A 15,706-nucleotide genomic window follows, 5' to 3' on the forward strand; every position below is an offset into this window, starting at 1 on the left:
CACCCGCTACGACAAATTGGCCACGCTCTACCGCACCGCCATCCTCATCCACGACACCATCACCTGGACAAAGACATTGTCAGACACGGCCTAGGTCTAGACCCCACCCCTAGACCCCCATGCGTGTGCTGACCAGCGACCTAGAGTCCTAGACCCTCTTGGAGGACCATGCCCGGAATCCGCCGATGCGGCCGCGAACGTCGCGGGCCGACGCCCCTAGCGTCGCGGGGAGCGCTAGCGTCCGCCGACGCTAGATCTAGCATCCTCGCTAGCGGCTCGTAACCCCGACGACCAGGAAGCTAGCGCCTAGCGTCCGGTCCGTGCCTGAAGCCCTGAGGGTCGGAAACCCAGGGCCCCACTCCCTCCCCGACAGCGCCGAACCGGGTTACGGAGCGAGTTACGGTCGGCGAGCGAGTTACGGACGTAACTCGTGCCTGGACGGGGGGCGTAACCCGTGCTGATAAGCGCGAAGTTACGGAGTTACGGCGCAGCTCGGAACCGGGACGGCGGGCGTCGTACCCCCGGCAAGCGGGGGCTGGTGGCTCGTAGGGGCCGTAACTCGCGCAGGACGAGTGAGTGAACGCGCCACGGGCGACGAACACCCGGACTCAGGCCGCTTTCGCCGCGCCGCTCACCTCACTCACTCCATTCACGTCCCGCCCTTTCTCGCAGCCCAGGCAACGTGAACGGGCCCGACCAGCCCGGCGTGAATATTCACGCCACCGCGCCGGACTCACCGGCCGATTCACCCTGCCCGCATCACGGAAGGAGCACCACCATGCCATCTGCCGCCCCCATCACCAGCACCACTCACGGGAGCCGCATCAGATGGACACCGCCCACATCACCGACCCCGGCCGGGTTCTGCTGACCGTAGAAGAGGCCGCCCGCGCCCTCAGCGTCGGCCGCACCACCATGTACGCGCTAATCAAGGCCGGACACATCGCAACCGTCCGGATCGGACACCTCCGGCGCGTCCCGGCCGCTGCGCTCACGGCCTACGTCGAACAACTCACCGCCGAGCAGCCCGCCGCTGCCTGACCACCAAGGGGGACACGACATGGCACGCAAGAAACGACCCGAAGGCACCCGCCGGCCAAACGGTGCCAGCTCGATCTACCTCGGCAAGGACGGCAAGTGGCACGGCTGGGTCACCATGGGCGTCCATGACGACGGGAAGCCGGACCGTCGCCACGTCAAGAAGTCGAGCGAGGCGGAAGTCATCGAAGCCGTTCGCGAGCTGGAACGGATGCGCGACAGCGGGAAAGTCCGCAAGCCCGGCCGGGCCTGGACGGTGGAAAAGTGGCTGCGATACTGGGTCGAGAACATCGCGGCTCCGTCCGTGCGCCACACGACAATGGTCGGCTACCGATCGTCGGTCTACAACCACCTCATTCCGGGGATCGGCAAACATCGAATCGACAAGCTGCAACCCGAACACCTGGAGGCGCTTTACCGCAGGATGCAGGAAGAGAACTACACGCCCAAAGGAAAACCCGCTCTGCGGCCCGGCACTGTCCACCTGGCACACCGGACCGTACGGGCGGCGCTGAATGAGGCTGTGCGCCGTCGGCACATCGTCGAAAACCCGGCGCGCATCGCGAAACCGCCGCGAATCGAGGAAGAGGAGATCGTGCCGTTCTCGCAGGACGAGGCTCGGCGACTGATCGAGGCAGCATCGGCCATGCGGAATGGCGCGCGGTACGTCGTGGCGTTGTCACTCGGACTCCGCCGTGGCGAAGCGCTCGGATTGAAGTGGTCGGATATCTCGATCACTTGGAAACACGGGTGCGTCCGGAACAGTGCGTGCCGACAGAAGTTGAGCCCGAAGGAATGTGCTGCGCGCCGGGGGAGTGGGACCGTCACGATCCGGCGGGCCCTGCAACAGCGCACCTGGCGGCACGGTTGCCAACCGGAAGGCTCGTGCGGACACCGGCTCGGCGCGCACTGCCCGGACCGGCACGGCGGGGGAGTGGTGGCCTCGGAGACGAAGTCACGAGCGGGCCGCCGGACGGTCGGCGTGCCGCACCAGGTCGTGGAAGCCCTGGAGGCGCACCGGGCCCGGCAGGAGCAGGACCGCGAGCGGGCGGCGAACCTCTGGGAGGAAGGCGGGTGGGTCTTCACGAACCTGCTCGGCCGACCGGTCCACCCCACCGAGGATCACCGGGCCTGGAAGGCACTGCTGCGAGAGGCCGGTGTCCGTGACGCGCGGCTGCACGACGCCCGCCACACGGCCGCGACGGTGCTGCTCGTGCTCAAGGTGCCGTTGCCCGCGGTCATGGAGCTGATGGGCTGGTCGGACGCCGGGATCGCGAAGCGGTACATGCACGTCACCTACGACCTGGTGACCGCCGTCGCGGAGCAAGTCGGTGGGCACATCTGGGCCGACGCCAGCGCGGCTGCGGACGACGGCGGCCCGGAGCTGTCCGAGGACCAGCGGGAGGGCATCCGGCGGCTCGCTGGCTCGCTTCCCGACCACCTGGCGCGGCCCCTGTTTGCCTTGCTCGGCGACGGTGACGACGGCCCGGCGGGGGTGCCGATCCCCGCCTGACAGGGGCCAACTGCAACCCAAACTGCACCCTCAACGGCGAAACGCCGGGCACCCTGTGCGGGTCGCCCGGCGTTTTGCCTGTTCAGCGGCGGAGGATACGGGATTCGAACCCGTGAGGGCTGTTACACCCAACACGATTTCCAATCGTGCGCCTTAGGCCGCTCGGCCAATCCTCCGCTGAGAAGGGTACAGCAGGCCTCGGCGCGCTCCGCCTAGACCCGCTTCTGGCAGGTGTAGGCCCCGTAGACCCGGCCGGTGAACTGCACGTCCAGGACCTCGAACCCGGCGGCGTCCAGCATCGGCTCGAGCAGCCACCGGAAGGTGCTGTGCTCGGTCCGCACGTGTTCGGCCAGGTCGTCGCGGGTGTAGCCGGTCTCCGGATCGGTGGCCGCCTGGTCGAACCAGTCCCGCAGGGCCGATTCCGTCTCGCCCGGCTGGAAGTCGTAGATCAGGTCCCGCAGCCGGAGCAGCCCGCCCGGCCGGAGCATCCCGGCGATGCGGTGCAGCGCGATCGCCTTCCAGAAGTCCGGCAGCTGGTGCAGCGCGTGCCGCGTGAACACCGCGTCCGCCGGCTCGCCCAGGTGCTCGTAGGTGAGGAACCCGGCCTGGACGCACTCGACGTTCGGCAGCCCCGCGGACCGGATCACGGCGAGCATCGCCGGCGACACGTCGACCGCCACCACCCGGTCGAACCGCTCCGCGGCGGCGATGGCGAAGCGGCCGGTGCCCGCTCCCAGGTCGACGACGGTGCGGCCGTCCAGCAGGGCGAGGTCCTCCGACGGGTCCGGCCGGCCCTGCTTGCGATCGAAACCGGCGACGAAGCCGGGGTCGAGGTGTTCGGGCCCGGCATGGGCGAGCTCGTCGAGCATCCACGGTCCGGTCATGCCCCTGATTGTGTCGGCCGTGGCCAGCGGTTTTTTTCAGGCCGCTTCGGGTGGGGCGGCGAGGATCTCGCGGCCGGCCTCGGTCAGCCGCACGCCCACCCGCTGGCCGAGCAGGCCCGGCCGCGACGGGCAGACGAACCCGGCGTGCGCGAGCAGGTGGGCCGTGACCTGGTCGCAGCAGGGGAGCCCGTCGATGAACAGGTCCGGCTCCGAGCTGCACGTCATCTCCGCGCGGCCGGCGCTCACGGCACGCAGCATCGCCATCGCGCGGCGGGAGAGGTTTCGTCGTTGTTCCATCGTCGCCCCCGTCAGGCCGACCGGGTGAGTGTCTCCCCGTCGTCGTCCGGGGCGGCGACGGGCGCGGACAGCGCGCAAATCTCCTCCACGACCTGGCGGTGCGCGGCGAGCGCCAGGTGACCGACCCCGGGCAGCACCACGTTGCGCACGTCGAGGTCGGGGTGTTCGATGCGGCCGTGGCGGCTGGGCAGCACCAGCTCGTCGCCGTCGCTGGAGAACGTGACGAACTTCGTCGCGACCTCCGGCGCCGGCCGGTCCAGCTCGGCCAGCAGGTCGCTGCCCGGGCGCAGCTGGCGCGCCAGCGGGATCGGCGAGAAGAGCCAGGCCGCGACCGTGCCGCCGTGCGGCGTGCCCACGGTGACCACGGTGCCGACTCGCTCGTGCCCGCCGAGCCGCTGCACGTAGTAGCGGGCGATGAGGCCGCCGAGGCTGTGGCCGACCAGGTCGAGCTTCGCCGCGCCGGTGACCTCGCACAGCTGCTCGATCTGCCCGGCCAGCCGCGCGGCGGCGGACCGGACGTCCCGCAGCAGCAGGCTGTAGCTGAACGAGACGACCGGCCCGGCGCCGCAGCGGTCGAGCGCGAGCTTCAGGTCGGTGAAGATCGCGGTGTTGTCGGCCAGACCGGGCAGCACCACCAGCGGGCGGCCCGATACCGGCGCCGGCACGCTCCGGCGGACCGGGTGGATCGCCCAGCGCCGTCCGATGCCCGCCGGGTACCGGACCGCGTGCGTCACCACACTCGCGATCTCACCCGCGACCGTACGCAGAACCGTCATCGCACACCTCCCCGTCGAGGTGGTCGTCCACTTGCTGCGAGGTTAGCCGTGGGTACCGACATTTTCGTTTCGCCGCCCCGGTATCGGTTTCGTTTCGACCCCGATCAGTGGAACAGGGCGAGCTTGCCGGCGACCTCGCGGGCGGCCGCGAGCAGGGTGCGCACGGTGCCCAGGTAGGTCTTGGCCTCCGAGGGCAGGATGTGGCTGTCCCGGCTGGTGGGCATGTCCAGTTCCCGCGCCCGCTGGCGGAGCAGCTCGATCTGCGAGAACTGGTGCCCGAACTGGGCCGCCACGGCGGTGCCGACCACCTGCTCCGGCGCGGACAGCGCGGGCCGCAGCCCCTGCCGGGCGAGCAGGCCCGAGCCGATCAGCTGCGCGGCCTTGGCCAGCAGCAGGAACGCCGAGTCCGGCGACACCTCCGCGAGGCGTTCGGCCGAGGAGATGTGCTTGGCCGCGAGGTCCAGGAACGGCTGCCCGTTGGCCGCGGGCCCGCCGACGAGGTCGAGGTGACCGGCCCGCACCAGCTGGATGACGACGTCGTGCCCGTTGAGGCCGACGCCGGAGGCCAGCGGCACCTGCCGGGGCGGGATGGGCGCGATCTCGACGACCGGGTGGCCCGGCCGCTGCCGCGGGATCTGCAGGCCGTCCAGGCCACGCTCGGGCGCGGCGATCGAGAAGCTCACCGGGCGCTTGAGCCGCTGCTCGGCGCGCCGCGCGGCGGTGTGCAGGCCCTGCTCGTCGGCGGGTGCGCCGGGCTGCAGGGACACCAGCAGTTCGATGCTCTCCGGGGCCGGGCCCGGCAGGCCGGCGAACCGGTCCGCCCACACGCCGCCGACCAGGATGCGCAGCACGCCGCGCACGTTGCCGAACTCCTCGCCGAGGATCTGGGGGACGCCGTAGGTGAGGCGCAGCAGTTCGGCGAGCGGGCGCGCGAGCGGCCCGTCCCCGGACGCGCGCATCAGGCGGATCGTGCCCTCGCGGCGGCTGGTGAGGATGCCGGCCTTCTCGAGGAGCTTGTTCTCCTTGTCCACGGAGGCGAGGGAGCTGCCGGAGTGCTCGGCCAGTTCGGTGAGGCTGAACGAGCGGTCCGGGTTCAGCAGCGTGGCCGCGAGGATGCCGGCTTGCACGCGCGACCGGAAGACCGGGAGGAGGGCCGGGGTGCCCTGCGCGCGGCGCGCGGGCCCGGGCGTGGCGGGCGCGTTGTCGGTGACGACGGCGTGCCCGAGCCGATTTCGCCGCCGGGCGGCCGCGGCCGCCTGGTCGAGCCGTTCCTGGGGCACCTGCAGGACGACGGACAGCCATCGTCGGGTGCCCAGCCGCGGGATCTGGTGCCCGCGTTCCCAACGGGCCACCAGATCACGCGTGACGGTCGGCCGCCCCGAAACGGTCGCCAGTTCGCGCGCCAGGGTGTACTGACTGAGCTTCCGCTCCCGCCGAGCGGCCCGGATCAGGTGCGAGATGGGCTGGTTCAGGTCCACTTCCATGATCTTCAGGGCTCCTAGTTCCGCCGATTGGGCCACGACCGTAGCTCCGCCCCTGGCCCCCGCACCGTACGTTTCGCGCACGCTTTCATCTGTTTTGCGCCCCCGGCGCGCTGAGCCCGCTGCTGGGTGAACTCGTCCCCTGGCTGTCCGCCGTCACCGTTGGGAAACATCGACTTGTGCTGGGGACCGGATGAATGGGTGAAGTATGTGCCTCAAGGAACTACTGATAGGCCCGGACGCCACTGTCCGTGACGCGCTGCTGGTCATCGACATGCACGAAATCAGCGAGGTCCTGGTCACCGACACCCGACACAAGCTTCTGGGCGCGGTGTCCGAAAACGACCTGCGGCGTTCGTTGCTGCAAGGAGCGAATCTGGGCGACCCCGTGTCCGACCTGATCCGGCCGCCGATGATGACCGTCGGATCCAAGTCGGGCCGTGCCGAAGTGCTGGACCTGATGCGTGCCCTCGGGCTGCGCCAGGTGCCGATCCTCGACGACGAAGGGCACGTCGAAGGCCTGCACATCGAGAACCGTGTGCTCGGCGTGCGAAAGCGCCCCAACTGGGCGATAATCATGGCTGGTGGCAAGGGAACGCGACTCGGTCCACTGACGAAGACCATTCCGAAACCGATGCTCCCCGTCGCGGGTCGCCCGATTCTGGAGCGTCTGGTCCTCCATCTCGTCGGTGCGGGCATCGAACGGATTTTCCTGTCCGTCAACTACCTCGCGAGTATCGTGGAGAAACACTTCGGCGATGGCTCGCAATTCGGTTGCTCCATCGAATACCTGCGCGAGGACCCCGACGTGCCACTCGGCACCGGCGGAGCGCTGCGTCTGCTCGGTGAACTGGGATACGCGCCGGCGGAACCGTTGCTGTTGATGAACGGCGACCTGATCACCGGGTTTTCCGTTGATGGGTTGCTGAACGCCCACGCCGGCAGCGGCGCGGTGGCGACCATCGCGACCAGCACGTACGAACACCAGATCCCGTTCGGGGTCACCGAATGCGATGGGAACGAACTGGTGCGCATCGTGGAAAAGCCGACCCCCACCTGGGAGGTCAACGCCGGAATCTACGTGATCGACCCGGCGTTGTTGTCCCGGGTGCCGCACGGGCAGCTGTATCCGATCACCGAGCTCTTCGTGGACTGCATCAGCCGCGGTGAACGAGTCTGCTCCTGGTCTCTCCGGGACGACTGGCAGGACATCGGGAGACCCGACGAGCTGGCACGTGCACGGGGCCAGGCATGAGTGCGATCACCAGTCGTACACACATTGCAAACTCGCGAGCAGAGCGGAAACGAGCACTCCGATGATGAAGACCGTCGTGTTGGGCACCGGCTCATACCTGCCGCCCACAGTCCTGACGAGTACGGAACTGGGTGATCGCCTCGGCACAGGGGGCCAATGGATCGTCGACAAGACGCACATCAGGGAACGGCGTGTCGCGGACGGGAGTGAGGCGACCTCGGACCTGGCGACAGCCGCGGCCCGACGAGCGCTCCAGAGCTCGGGCACCAGTCCGGACGAGCTGGATCTGGTCATCGTCGCCACGTCCACTCCGGACCAGCCGATTCCGGCCACCGCCGCGTTGGTGCAGGCGAACATCTCCGCCGACCGGGCCGCAGCCTTCGACGTCGACGCGGTCTGCTCCGGTTTCGTCTACGCCCTGGTTGTCGCTCACGGCATGTTGCTCGCCGACGACAGTTGCCGGAAGGCGCTCGTGATCGGTGCCGACATCTATTCACGCATCCTCGACTACGACGACCGGCGGACGGCGGTCCTGTTCGGTGATGGAGCGGGCGCGGTCGTGCTGGGCAAGACGAACGCGGATCGTGGTATCCACACGACGCTTCTCGGTTGTGACGGGAAGCGGGCCGATCTCGTCCAGGTGCCCGCAGGCGGGAGCCGGCGACCGGCTTCCCCGCAGACACTCGCTGACGGCCTGCACTACTTCAAGATGATCGGCAGGCCGGTGCGCGAACTCGCCGGACAGGTCATGCCGGAGGTGGTCGAACAACTCCTCAAGCGGGCCGGCCTGACCCTCGACGACGTCCAGCACCTCGTGCCGCACCAGGCCAACGGTGTGATGCTCGCTGAACTCGACTCCGCGCTCGGGCTCGCGCCGGGGGTGATGTGCCGCACGGTCGAACACTTCGGGAACACCGGGGCGGCATCAGTGCCGATCACCCTCGATCACGCCGTGCGCGGCGGGCAGATCGGTGAGGACGACCGGGTCGTGCTCGTGACGTTCGGCGGTGGAATGAGCTGGGGCGGCGCTCTCCTGACTTGGGCCTACACACATGGCGAGGAGACGTCCCATGACTGACGACGCAATGGATTTCGCAGGTCGCGTGGTCGTCGTGACCGGAGCCAGTCGCGGCATCGGGAGCGAGCTCGCCCGCGCGTTCGCTCAGCGCGGAGCACGGCTGGGGCTCCTCGCGCGGGATATCGGTGCGCTGAAGCGCCTGGCCGACGACCTCCCCACCGAGGTCACCACATTCGGCTGCGATGTTTCCGATCCCGCTGAGACGGATACCGCGATCAAGGGCGTTGCCGAGCAGTTCGGCCGGATCGATTCCGTGGTCGCGAACGCGGGAGTGTCCCTGCCGTCCCACCGTGCGCACAAGCTTTCGGACGATGTGTGGCGTCGCGTGATCGATGTCAACCTCACAGGAACCTTCAACACGGCCCGTGCCGCACACGCCCACCTCGCGGCGACAGGCAGGGGTCGTCTCGTGCTGACTTCCTCGATCATGGCGCGAGTGCCCCGGCGAGGCCTCAGCGCCTACGTGGCTTCGAAGGCGGGGATCGAGGGCCTCACCCGCGCACTCGCCGTCGACTGGGCTGTGGACGGCATCCTCGTCAACGCGGTGGCACCCGGTTTCTTCGACATCGGCCTCGGGTCCGCCTTCGGCAGCGACGAGCGGTTGAGGACGCAAGTGCTCGCGAAGACACCTCAAGGCAGGCTGGGTTCGATCGAGGAACTGGCGAACGTGGTCATGTACCTCAGTGGCGCTCGATGTGGCTACCTGACCGGCGAAGTGCTCACGGTCTCCGGGGGGTACGGCCTTGGATGAGGTCCGAGCCGATGTGCGTGAAGGACGATCGGTGAATCCCCCGAAGGAGTTCGATGTCATCGTCGTGAAGGACGTGCGGATTCCGTCGAGCTCACCCGGGGTGAGCTTGGCCGCCGACATCTACATGCCACTGGTCACCAAGCCGTGTCCTGCCGTCGTGACCATGCACAGTGTCCGCAAGGATGCGATGGCCGGCATGGGTGTCCGACGATTTCTCCGCTACTTCGCGAAGCGCGGATACGCCTCGCTTCTCGTGGACACCAGGGGGACTGGTTCGTCCGATGGCGAGGCGGTTCCGTTGCTCAGTCCGAGCGAGGGTGAGGACGGGGCTGCGGTGGTCGAGTGGATCGCTGACCAGAGCTGGTGCGACGGAGCGGTCGGGATGTGGGGGTCGTCGCACGGCGGGATGCTCACACTCGCAACGGCAAGCCTGCGGCCACCGTCCCTGAAGGCCGTTGTGGCCATGCTCGCCGCGACGGACATCGAGCGAGATCTGATCCACCCTGCTCACCAGCGTGGGGGGATCGGATATTTCGGACGGTTCGCGCTCCTGGACATCATCTTCAGCATGATGCCGGCGTTGCGCGCGGGCGATGACGTCGATGGGCGACGCTGGAAAGCGCGGGCGAGTGGCTTCACACCCCTGGTGCTCGACGCGTGGCGCAACAAGGCGGGCGACCCGGTTTGGCGGGAACGTGCTGTGGACATCGGGCGCATCGAGGTCCCGACCTTCTGTGTGGCTGGGTGGCGGGACGTCTACTGCGACAACATGATCCAAGCCTACGAGGAGCTCTCCGTGCCGAAGAAGCTGCTCGCGGGTCCGTGGCTCCACACCTTCGTCGACGCGTCTCCGAGGGAGCCGGTCAGCACGGCGGAGTTGACGTGTGACTGGTGGGACCGGTGGCTCCGGGACGCTGAGACCGGTAACAGCGCCGACCACGACGAGATGATCTATCTCGAGGGAACGCGCCCTGGCTGGTACACCCCGCGAGCATGGCCACCTCCGGACAGTGTTGTGCGAAGTTATGCGGTAATGGGCGTGGACGAACTGGCGCCGGTGGATGAGCGTGGGGCGACTGGCGAGGACGAAGCCATCGCGGCCCATCAGAACGATTCCACCGTCGGTGCCCTGACGGGTTTGTGGACGACGCCGACCGCGGTGTTCGGTTACCCGCTCGACCAGACCGACGATGATCGACGGTCGATGGCTTTCACCAGCGATGCGCTGGCGGAGGACCTCATCATCACCGGCCGGCCGGTTCTACGACTGGTGTGCGGGGAGGACACGACAGCGGTACGTTGCGTTGCCAAGTTGACCGACGTCGACGAGGCGGGGCGTTCACGGGCTATTGCTGTCGGCGTCGCCGGTCTGACTCCCGGCACGCGGGACGAAGTCACCGTCACGATGAACTCGACTTGCTACCGGGTGGCGCGGCGGCACCGCCTGCGGCTGGTACTGGCGGACAACGACTTTCCCCGGCTCTGGCCGGTGAATGGGCCTTCCTGCCTCGCTGTCGCCTCCGCGAACCGGCTTTCCGGCGCGAAGGGACACTGGTCGCGGCTCGAACTGCCCATCTTGGAGGAGAGCACCCTGCGACCCGTTGCCGTGCCTCGACCCGCGAAATCGACGGGAGGAACGAGCCGGGTGAAACTGCCGGACCCCGTGTGGGAGACATCCCGCGACCACGTGAGCGGCGGCGCGGCTGTGCGGATCGACACGACTGAGGGGGCTCCATACGAGTCCGGCGGCGAGCACTTGCTGATCATTGATCGCACGATGCGCGCGACGGTCTCGGACCGGAATGCGACGAGCACCGAGATAAAGGGGTCCGGCCGCGCGTCGGTCCGTACCGAGTCGGGCGACGACGTGATCGTGGAGGCGCGGGTGACCGTCGAAGACGACCAGTTGCGGGCCGAAGGGCTGGTCGAGGTCAACGGCATCCGGGTGATCACACGGCATTGGACAGCTTGAGGAGCGACATTGCGTGTCCTCGAGGATGTGACGACGCGGCGGTGGTCGCTCGCGACCGTTGCGGCGACTGCCGGCTTGGTGCAGCTAGACGTGATCGCGGTCCAGGTCGCGCTCCCCGCACTGGGGCAGGAGTTCCGGGCCGGCTTCCACGAGCTGCAGTGGGTCATCGATGCCTACGCGGTGGCACTGGCGGTGTTCCTCCTGCTGGCCGGTTCGGTTTCGGATCGGTGGGGTAGGAAGCGGACCTTCACGGCCGGTCTGTGCGTGTTCGCTGCGGCGTCGTTGGCCTGTGGTCTAGCCGGGAACACGGAGTTGCTCATCGCCGCGCGAGCCGTCCAGGGGGTCGGTGGTGCCACCCTGCTCGCTGTCGGTCCAGCGCTTCTCAGTGAAGTGTTCACGGGAAGATCCCGCCCCCGAGCGTTGGCCGTCTTCGGTTCGGTCGCGGGTTTCGCGATGGCCTTCGGTCCGGTGGTCGGCGGCATGCTTGTCCTGCTCGGCGGTTGGCGCCTGATATTCCTGATCAACGTTCCGTTGTGCCTGCTGATCGGGTGGGCCCTTCAGCGGCACGTGCCCGTCGCGACGGGCCGGAAAGCCGTTGCCACCGACTGGACGGGCGGTGCGTTGATGATCGTCGCGATCACCCTCACGGTGGTCTCGGCGATGAGCATTGGGCAGCAGCCGGTGAGTGGCACGCTGGTCTGGGTCGTTCTGGCTGCCGCCGTGGTCGCCATGACTGCCTTCCTCCTCACTGAAGCTCGCCGTGGCGCTGATGCCCTCCTCGACCTCTCGTTGTTCCGCAGCATCACCACCAACGGCATGTCACTGCTGGCGCTGCTCACCGGGGCGACCTCGGTGCCGGCGATCTTCTTCTCGATGGCCTACCTGCAGAACCGTCTGGGGTTGTCACCGGCGACTGCTGGACTGACGCTGCTGCCGTGGACGATCCTCATCTGGGCGGGCAACATGGCGTCGGCCCGGCTGTTGCGCATCTGCTCACCGCGCGGCATTCTCATCACCTCGATGTCGTTCGTCGCGGCAGGCGGTGTGCTCGCCGGACTTGTCCGCCCCTTGGACTCACTGGCGATGCTCTTGCCGATGATGGTCCTGTTCGGCCTGGGGATGGGCCTGTGGAATCCGGTGCGGTTGATGGTCGTCCTGCACGAGGCCGGGCCGGGACGTGCCGGCCTGTCGTCCGGCCACAACCAGTGTCTGCAGCAGCTCGGTGTGGTACTCGGACTCAGCTTCACCGGTGTGTTCTTCCAGACCCGCGTCGGCACGTCGCTCACCGGGGCCGTGGGCCCGCTCCCCCCTGAGGTATTGGCGGGAGTGGCTGCGGGCAGGTTCGCGCAACCCGCTGGACAGTCCGCGGCGCAGTGGGAAGTCGCTGCGCGCGGCGCTTACCAGGCAGCTTTCCAGAGCACGATGTTGCTCATCGCGGCTGGTGCCTGCGTGGCTGCGGTCGTCGCGGCGAGCACGGTGCGCTCACGTCACGTGCTGAGCTCGGAGGACACTGTCTCGTGACCGTGCGGCTCCCGTGCGGAGCGGAACGACCATCCTCCTTCGAACACCGGCAGGCCGTTTCGTTCGACAACCGCGTGCGCGATCAAGTCGCCGGCGGACAGGTGGAGGTCGACGCCAACCCGGGCGAGTGTCGTGCCGTTGCGCTGGACGACCAGCTCCTCGTGCGCCCGGATCGCGGCGTCGGCCGGTGCGCGTTTGGACACCTCGGCGTGGACTTCCCGGTGGGCTCGGAGGACTTGGCCCGACGGCATCCGGCCGGACGAGTCGTGTCCGAGAACGACCTCGAGCCGCTGGTTCAAGCGGTCGGGTCTGATGGACCAGGCCGGATCGTACCGATCATCAGAGGTGACCGGTCGAGGTGCCGGCGGCGGCAGGTCGAGTGATCGTTCGAGCGCGTCACGCGGTGATGGGGTCTCCACGACAACATCGGTGATCTTCAGCTCGGCTGCCTCCGGCCTTGGCCGGATCCGAGGGAAGTCGCCAGTACTGAGGCTGACGCGGACACGGTGACCCGCCGCTACCTGGTAAGCAGTGGCGCGAAGAGGGATCTTGATGGCTCCCGGTTCCGTCACCGGAGAGGCGCCCGCCGTGATCAGATGTGAACGGCCAGCCGGGTCCACGTCGGTGAGTCGAACGAAGAGCTGAGCGGCTTCGCTGTCGCCACTTCGGTGCGACACCGTGACCTCGACGTGTGGTCGTCCGACCAGCAGGAGGCCTTTGTCCAGCGGCCTCGTCGTCAGCGACAGGCAACGCGCGTCGTCCTCCTGCTGGTCCTGGGGAAGTCCGTACCCCGCGGAAGGTACTCCCCACAAACCGCTGAGCGCGCCGACTGTCGGGTCGCTGTCGATGTGTTCGACATCGGCGGACCGGTGCGCTCGGTCCGTCATCTCACGCAGCTCGGGCACGTCCGAATCCCTTGACCAGTACGCCGTCGTCGACGACGGGGGCCAGCGGTCGAGCGCGTGCCAACCCGGCCTGCTTTTCTGCACGTACACGGTGACGGGAGGTTCGTCCAGGATGCCCGTCTCCTCCCCGATCAACCAGTGGTTCCACCACCGCAGCGCGATCGGGAGGAAATCGATCGGCTCCACGAAGGAATCCTGGGGCTGCGAGTGCATCCAAGGGCCCACGATCAGCTTTTTGGGTGCCGGTATGGCCTCATAGGCGCGGATCATGCTGTCCGTGCACATGTCACGCCACCCGCCGACGCAGAAGGTGGGCACACTGACCGATGCGGCATCGATGGCGCGTTCGCGCCACACCGGGTCCCCAGGCCCGTGCTCAGCGAGGTCAGCGAGGTAGGAGCCAGACAGGTTCAACCGCTCCTCCCAACGCTGTTCGTCTTGGCGGGACGGCGTTCGAACGGGCGGCAGGAGCTGCAGCGCGAGCGTGTTGGCCCCCCACATGGCGAATGGACCAAGGTCGCTCGAACCTTCGGCGGGGTGGACGAAGTCGAGTTCGGGATCGGTCATCGCCACCATGGCGATGATGCACTTCAGGCCACGGGGCTTGCGAACCGCCGCTTTCATCGCGGTCATGCCACCGTAAGAGCTTCCCCACATGCCCACACTGCCGTCGCACCAGTCCTGCAGCTCCAGCCAGGAGATCACCTGCAGGGCGTCGTCGGCTTCCTCTGGGGCGAACGGAGGCAGAGCCGGCCCGTCGGAGGAGCCGGTCCCGCGGCAATCGACCAGCAGGCAGTTGTACCCGCGCCGGGCGAACCAGCGGAAGGCGTGGTCGTAGCTGATGCCTCCTGCCACGTCCTTGCGGTAGGGAACCATGGTGACGATGGTCGGAGCCCGATCTGCCCGGCATGCGGGATAAAGATCAGCCGCGAGCGACCCCGATCCGTCAGCGAAGGGAATGCGAACCTCGCGAACGTCGACGGGATCGGCTGTGCCCGGCTCACCGGCGAGTCCTGCCTCGTGTCCCATGGCTCCCCTGAACAACCCTCGTACGGAGATTTCGCTGAGTGAAACAGACGTATCGTATGAAGGGAGACGTCGATCTGTCAACGTCGCGGCAGCGTAAATCGGGGCCTCGTCGCACCCGGCGCCGATCCCACACCATGGGCGGTGACACGTGCACGGGCGCGGACGATCGTGCCGCCGATGCGACGACGAGGGGCCGACTGTGGGTTCGTTCTCCGGAAGAAACGTCTTGGTTACCGGTGCCGACGGCTTCATCGGCAGCCACCTGGTCGATCGTCTGCTCAGGGAAGGTGCCGAGGTTCGCGCGTTCTGCGCGTACAACCCCAACGGATCCTTCGGCTGGCTCGACGAGCTCGCCGACGACCAGCTGGCGCGCGTGGACGTGCGGCTGGGCGACATCCGTGATCGACGGTTCGTGGCCAACGCCGTACGGGACACCGAGATCGTCTTCCACCTCGCGGCCCTGATCGCGATCCCGTACAGCTTCGACGCACCTGAGTCGTACGTGGAGACGAACATCCGGGGAACTCTCAACGTGCTGGAATCGGTGCGCGACGCGCGGGAGGTGCAGATGATCCACACCTCCACGAGTGAGGTCTACGGCACCCCGGAGACAATTCCGATCACGGAGGGACATCGGCTCCGGGGACAGTCGCCGTACGCGGCGACGAAGATCGCCGCGGACCAGATGTGCGAGGCTTACGCGCGGACGTACGGTACGAACGTCGTGACACTGCGACCGTTCAACACCTACGGCCCCAGGCAGTCCGCCCGAGCCGTCATCCCCACGATCCTCGGCCAGCTCCTCGCGGGTGCGCGTCAGGTCCGGCTCGGAAACCTCGCCCCCCGCCGTGACCTCACCTTCGTCGAGGACACGGTGGACGGGTTCCTGGCGATGGCGGCGGCGCGGCTGAGTCCCGGGTCGCTCGTGCAACTGGGTACTGGGCAGACGGTGTCGATCGGCGAGCTGTTCGCGCTGTGTTGCGAGGTGACGGGGTCCGAGGCCGAGGTCGTCACGGACAAGCGGCGGGCCCGCCCGCCGGCAGCCGAAGTCGACGTACTCCTGTCCGATCCCACCAAAGCGGGAACGTTGCTCAACTGGCGAGCTTCCTGGCCCCTGGCCAAAGGCCTGGAAGAGACCGCCCGTTGGATGCGGCCACGCGTGGACACCCGTCACGCGACGAGGTACCACGTATGATCCCTCTGGCG

General features: G+C 68.0%; 13 protein-coding genes and 1 tRNA gene. 8 read left to right on the top strand and 6 right to left on the bottom strand.

All coding sequences use genetic code 11. From position 1 onward, the window contains the following. Window positions 1–828: 828 nt before the first annotated feature. Both ABZ193_RS24610 and ABZ193_RS24615 read left to right on the top strand, forming a co-directional pair. Window positions 829–1,041 (top strand): helix-turn-helix domain-containing protein, encoded by a 213-nt coding sequence (locus ABZ193_RS24610; RefSeq protein WP_354711633.1) that lies wholly within the window; start codon window positions 829–831, stop codon window positions 1,039–1,041. Window positions 1,042–1,060: 19 nt separating this feature from the next. After that, entirely contained in the window at window positions 1,061–2,551 is a 1,491-nt protein-coding gene (locus ABZ193_RS24615) for a site-specific integrase (protein WP_354711635.1), read from the top strand. Between the two features lie 89 nt (window positions 2,552–2,640). Here ABZ193_RS24615 and ABZ193_RS24620 read toward each other — a convergent pair. The 5 genes from ABZ193_RS24620 to ABZ193_RS24640 form a co-directional block, all read right to left on the bottom strand. Further along, window positions 2,641–2,727, bottom strand: a tRNA-Ser gene (locus tag ABZ193_RS24620). 36 nt (window positions 2,728–2,763) lie between these two features. After that, a complete protein-coding gene (locus tag ABZ193_RS24625) occupies window positions 2,764–3,435 on the bottom strand; it encodes a methyltransferase domain-containing protein (RefSeq protein ID WP_354711636.1) in 672 nt (223 codons plus the stop codon). A 36-nt stretch (window positions 3,436–3,471) separates the two neighbouring features. Then, entirely contained in the window at window positions 3,472–3,699 is a 228-nt protein-coding gene (locus ABZ193_RS24630) for a hypothetical protein (protein ID WP_020419491.1), read from the bottom strand. Between the two features lie 44 nt (window positions 3,700–3,743). Continuing rightward, window positions 3,744–4,508, bottom strand: a complete 765-nt coding sequence (locus ABZ193_RS24635; RefSeq protein WP_354711637.1) for an alpha/beta fold hydrolase — start codon at window positions 4,506–4,508, stop codon at window positions 3,744–3,746. Between the two features lie 104 nt (window positions 4,509–4,612). Further along, complete coding sequence (locus ABZ193_RS24640) at window positions 4,613–5,992, bottom strand: hypothetical protein (RefSeq protein WP_354711638.1); 1,380 nt, start codon at window positions 5,990–5,992, stop codon at window positions 4,613–4,615. A 205-nt stretch (window positions 5,993–6,197) separates the two neighbouring features. Between ABZ193_RS24640 and ABZ193_RS24645 the strand changes: the two genes are divergently transcribed. The 5 genes from ABZ193_RS24645 to ABZ193_RS24665 are packed head-to-tail and all read left to right on the top strand — an operon-like array spanning window position 6,198 to window position 12,566. Then, entirely contained in the window at window positions 6,198–7,244 is a 1,047-nt protein-coding gene (locus ABZ193_RS24645) for a nucleotidyltransferase family protein (RefSeq protein ID WP_020419494.1), read from the top strand. After that, window positions 7,225–8,322, top strand: coding sequence for a beta-ketoacyl-ACP synthase III (locus ABZ193_RS24650; protein ID WP_354711641.1), 1,098 nt, complete (start codon window positions 7,225–7,227; stop codon window positions 8,320–8,322). Before ABZ193_RS24645 ends, ABZ193_RS24650 begins: the two co-directional genes overlap by 20 nt. After that, window positions 8,315–9,073 carry an SDR family NAD(P)-dependent oxidoreductase gene (locus ABZ193_RS24655; protein ID WP_020419496.1) on the top strand — a complete coding sequence of 253 codons (759 nt, stop codon included), beginning with the start codon at window positions 8,315–8,317 and terminating at the stop codon, window positions 9,071–9,073. The genes ABZ193_RS24650 and ABZ193_RS24655 overlap by 8 nt, the downstream gene beginning before the upstream one ends. Window positions 9,074–9,104: 31 nt before the next feature. Further along, entirely contained in the window at window positions 9,105–11,045 is a 1,941-nt protein-coding gene (locus ABZ193_RS24660) for a CocE/NonD family hydrolase (RefSeq protein ID WP_020419497.1), read from the top strand. A 9-nt stretch (window positions 11,046–11,054) separates the two neighbouring features. Then, window positions 11,055–12,566, top strand: coding sequence for an MFS transporter (locus tag ABZ193_RS24665; RefSeq protein ID WP_020419498.1), 1,512 nt, complete (start codon window positions 11,055–11,057; stop codon window positions 12,564–12,566). Here ABZ193_RS24665 and ABZ193_RS24670 read toward each other — a convergent pair. Further along, complete coding sequence (locus ABZ193_RS24670) at window positions 12,533–14,752, bottom strand: CocE/NonD family hydrolase (protein WP_084506120.1); 2,220 nt, start codon at window positions 14,750–14,752, stop codon at window positions 12,533–12,535. The two genes, ABZ193_RS24665 and ABZ193_RS24670, sit on opposite strands and share 34 nt — an antisense overlap. Between ABZ193_RS24670 and ABZ193_RS24675 the strand changes: the two genes are divergently transcribed. Further along, window positions 14,700–15,695, top strand: coding sequence for an SDR family NAD(P)-dependent oxidoreductase (locus ABZ193_RS24675; protein ID WP_027936091.1), 996 nt, complete (start codon window positions 14,700–14,702; stop codon window positions 15,693–15,695). The two genes, ABZ193_RS24670 and ABZ193_RS24675, sit on opposite strands and share 53 nt — an antisense overlap. The last annotated feature ends 11 nt before the right edge of the window (window positions 15,696–15,706 follow it).

The sequence above is a fragment of the Amycolatopsis sp. NPDC006125 genome (assembly GCF_040614195.1).
In the GTDB taxonomy this organism is placed as follows: domain Bacteria; phylum Actinomycetota; class Actinomycetes; order Mycobacteriales; family Pseudonocardiaceae; genus Amycolatopsis_E; species Amycolatopsis_E tucumanensis.

Coding starts and splice junctions, on each gene's coding strand:
- ABZ193_RS24655 (WP_020419496.1), top strand. CDS start 8,315: ATGACTGACGACGCAATGGATTTCGCAGGTCGCGTGGTCGTCGTGACC.
- ABZ193_RS24670 (WP_084506120.1), bottom strand. CDS start 14,752: ATGAAGCCGTCGGCACCGGTAACCAAGACGTTTCTTCCGGAGAACGAA.
- ABZ193_RS24635 (WP_354711637.1), bottom strand. CDS start 4,508: ATGACGGTTCTGCGTACGGTCGCGGGTGAGATCGCGAGTGTGGTGACG.
- ABZ193_RS24640 (WP_354711638.1), bottom strand. CDS start 5,992: ATGGAAGTGGACCTGAACCAGCCCATCTCGCACCTGATCCGGGCCGCT.
- ABZ193_RS24630 (WP_020419491.1), bottom strand. CDS start 3,699: ATGGCGATGCTGCGTGCCGTGAGCGCCGGCCGCGCGGAGATGACGTGC.
- ABZ193_RS24645 (WP_020419494.1), top strand. CDS start 6,198: ATGTGCCTCAAGGAACTACTGATAGGCCCGGACGCCACTGTCCGTGAC.
- ABZ193_RS24625 (WP_354711636.1), bottom strand. CDS start 3,435: ATGACCGGACCGTGGATGCTCGACGAGCTCGCCCATGCCGGGCCCGAA.
- ABZ193_RS24610 (WP_354711633.1), top strand. CDS start 829: ATGGACACCGCCCACATCACCGACCCCGGCCGGGTTCTGCTGACCGTA.
- ABZ193_RS24615 (WP_354711635.1), top strand. CDS start 1,061: ATGGCACGCAAGAAACGACCCGAAGGCACCCGCCGGCCAAACGGTGCC.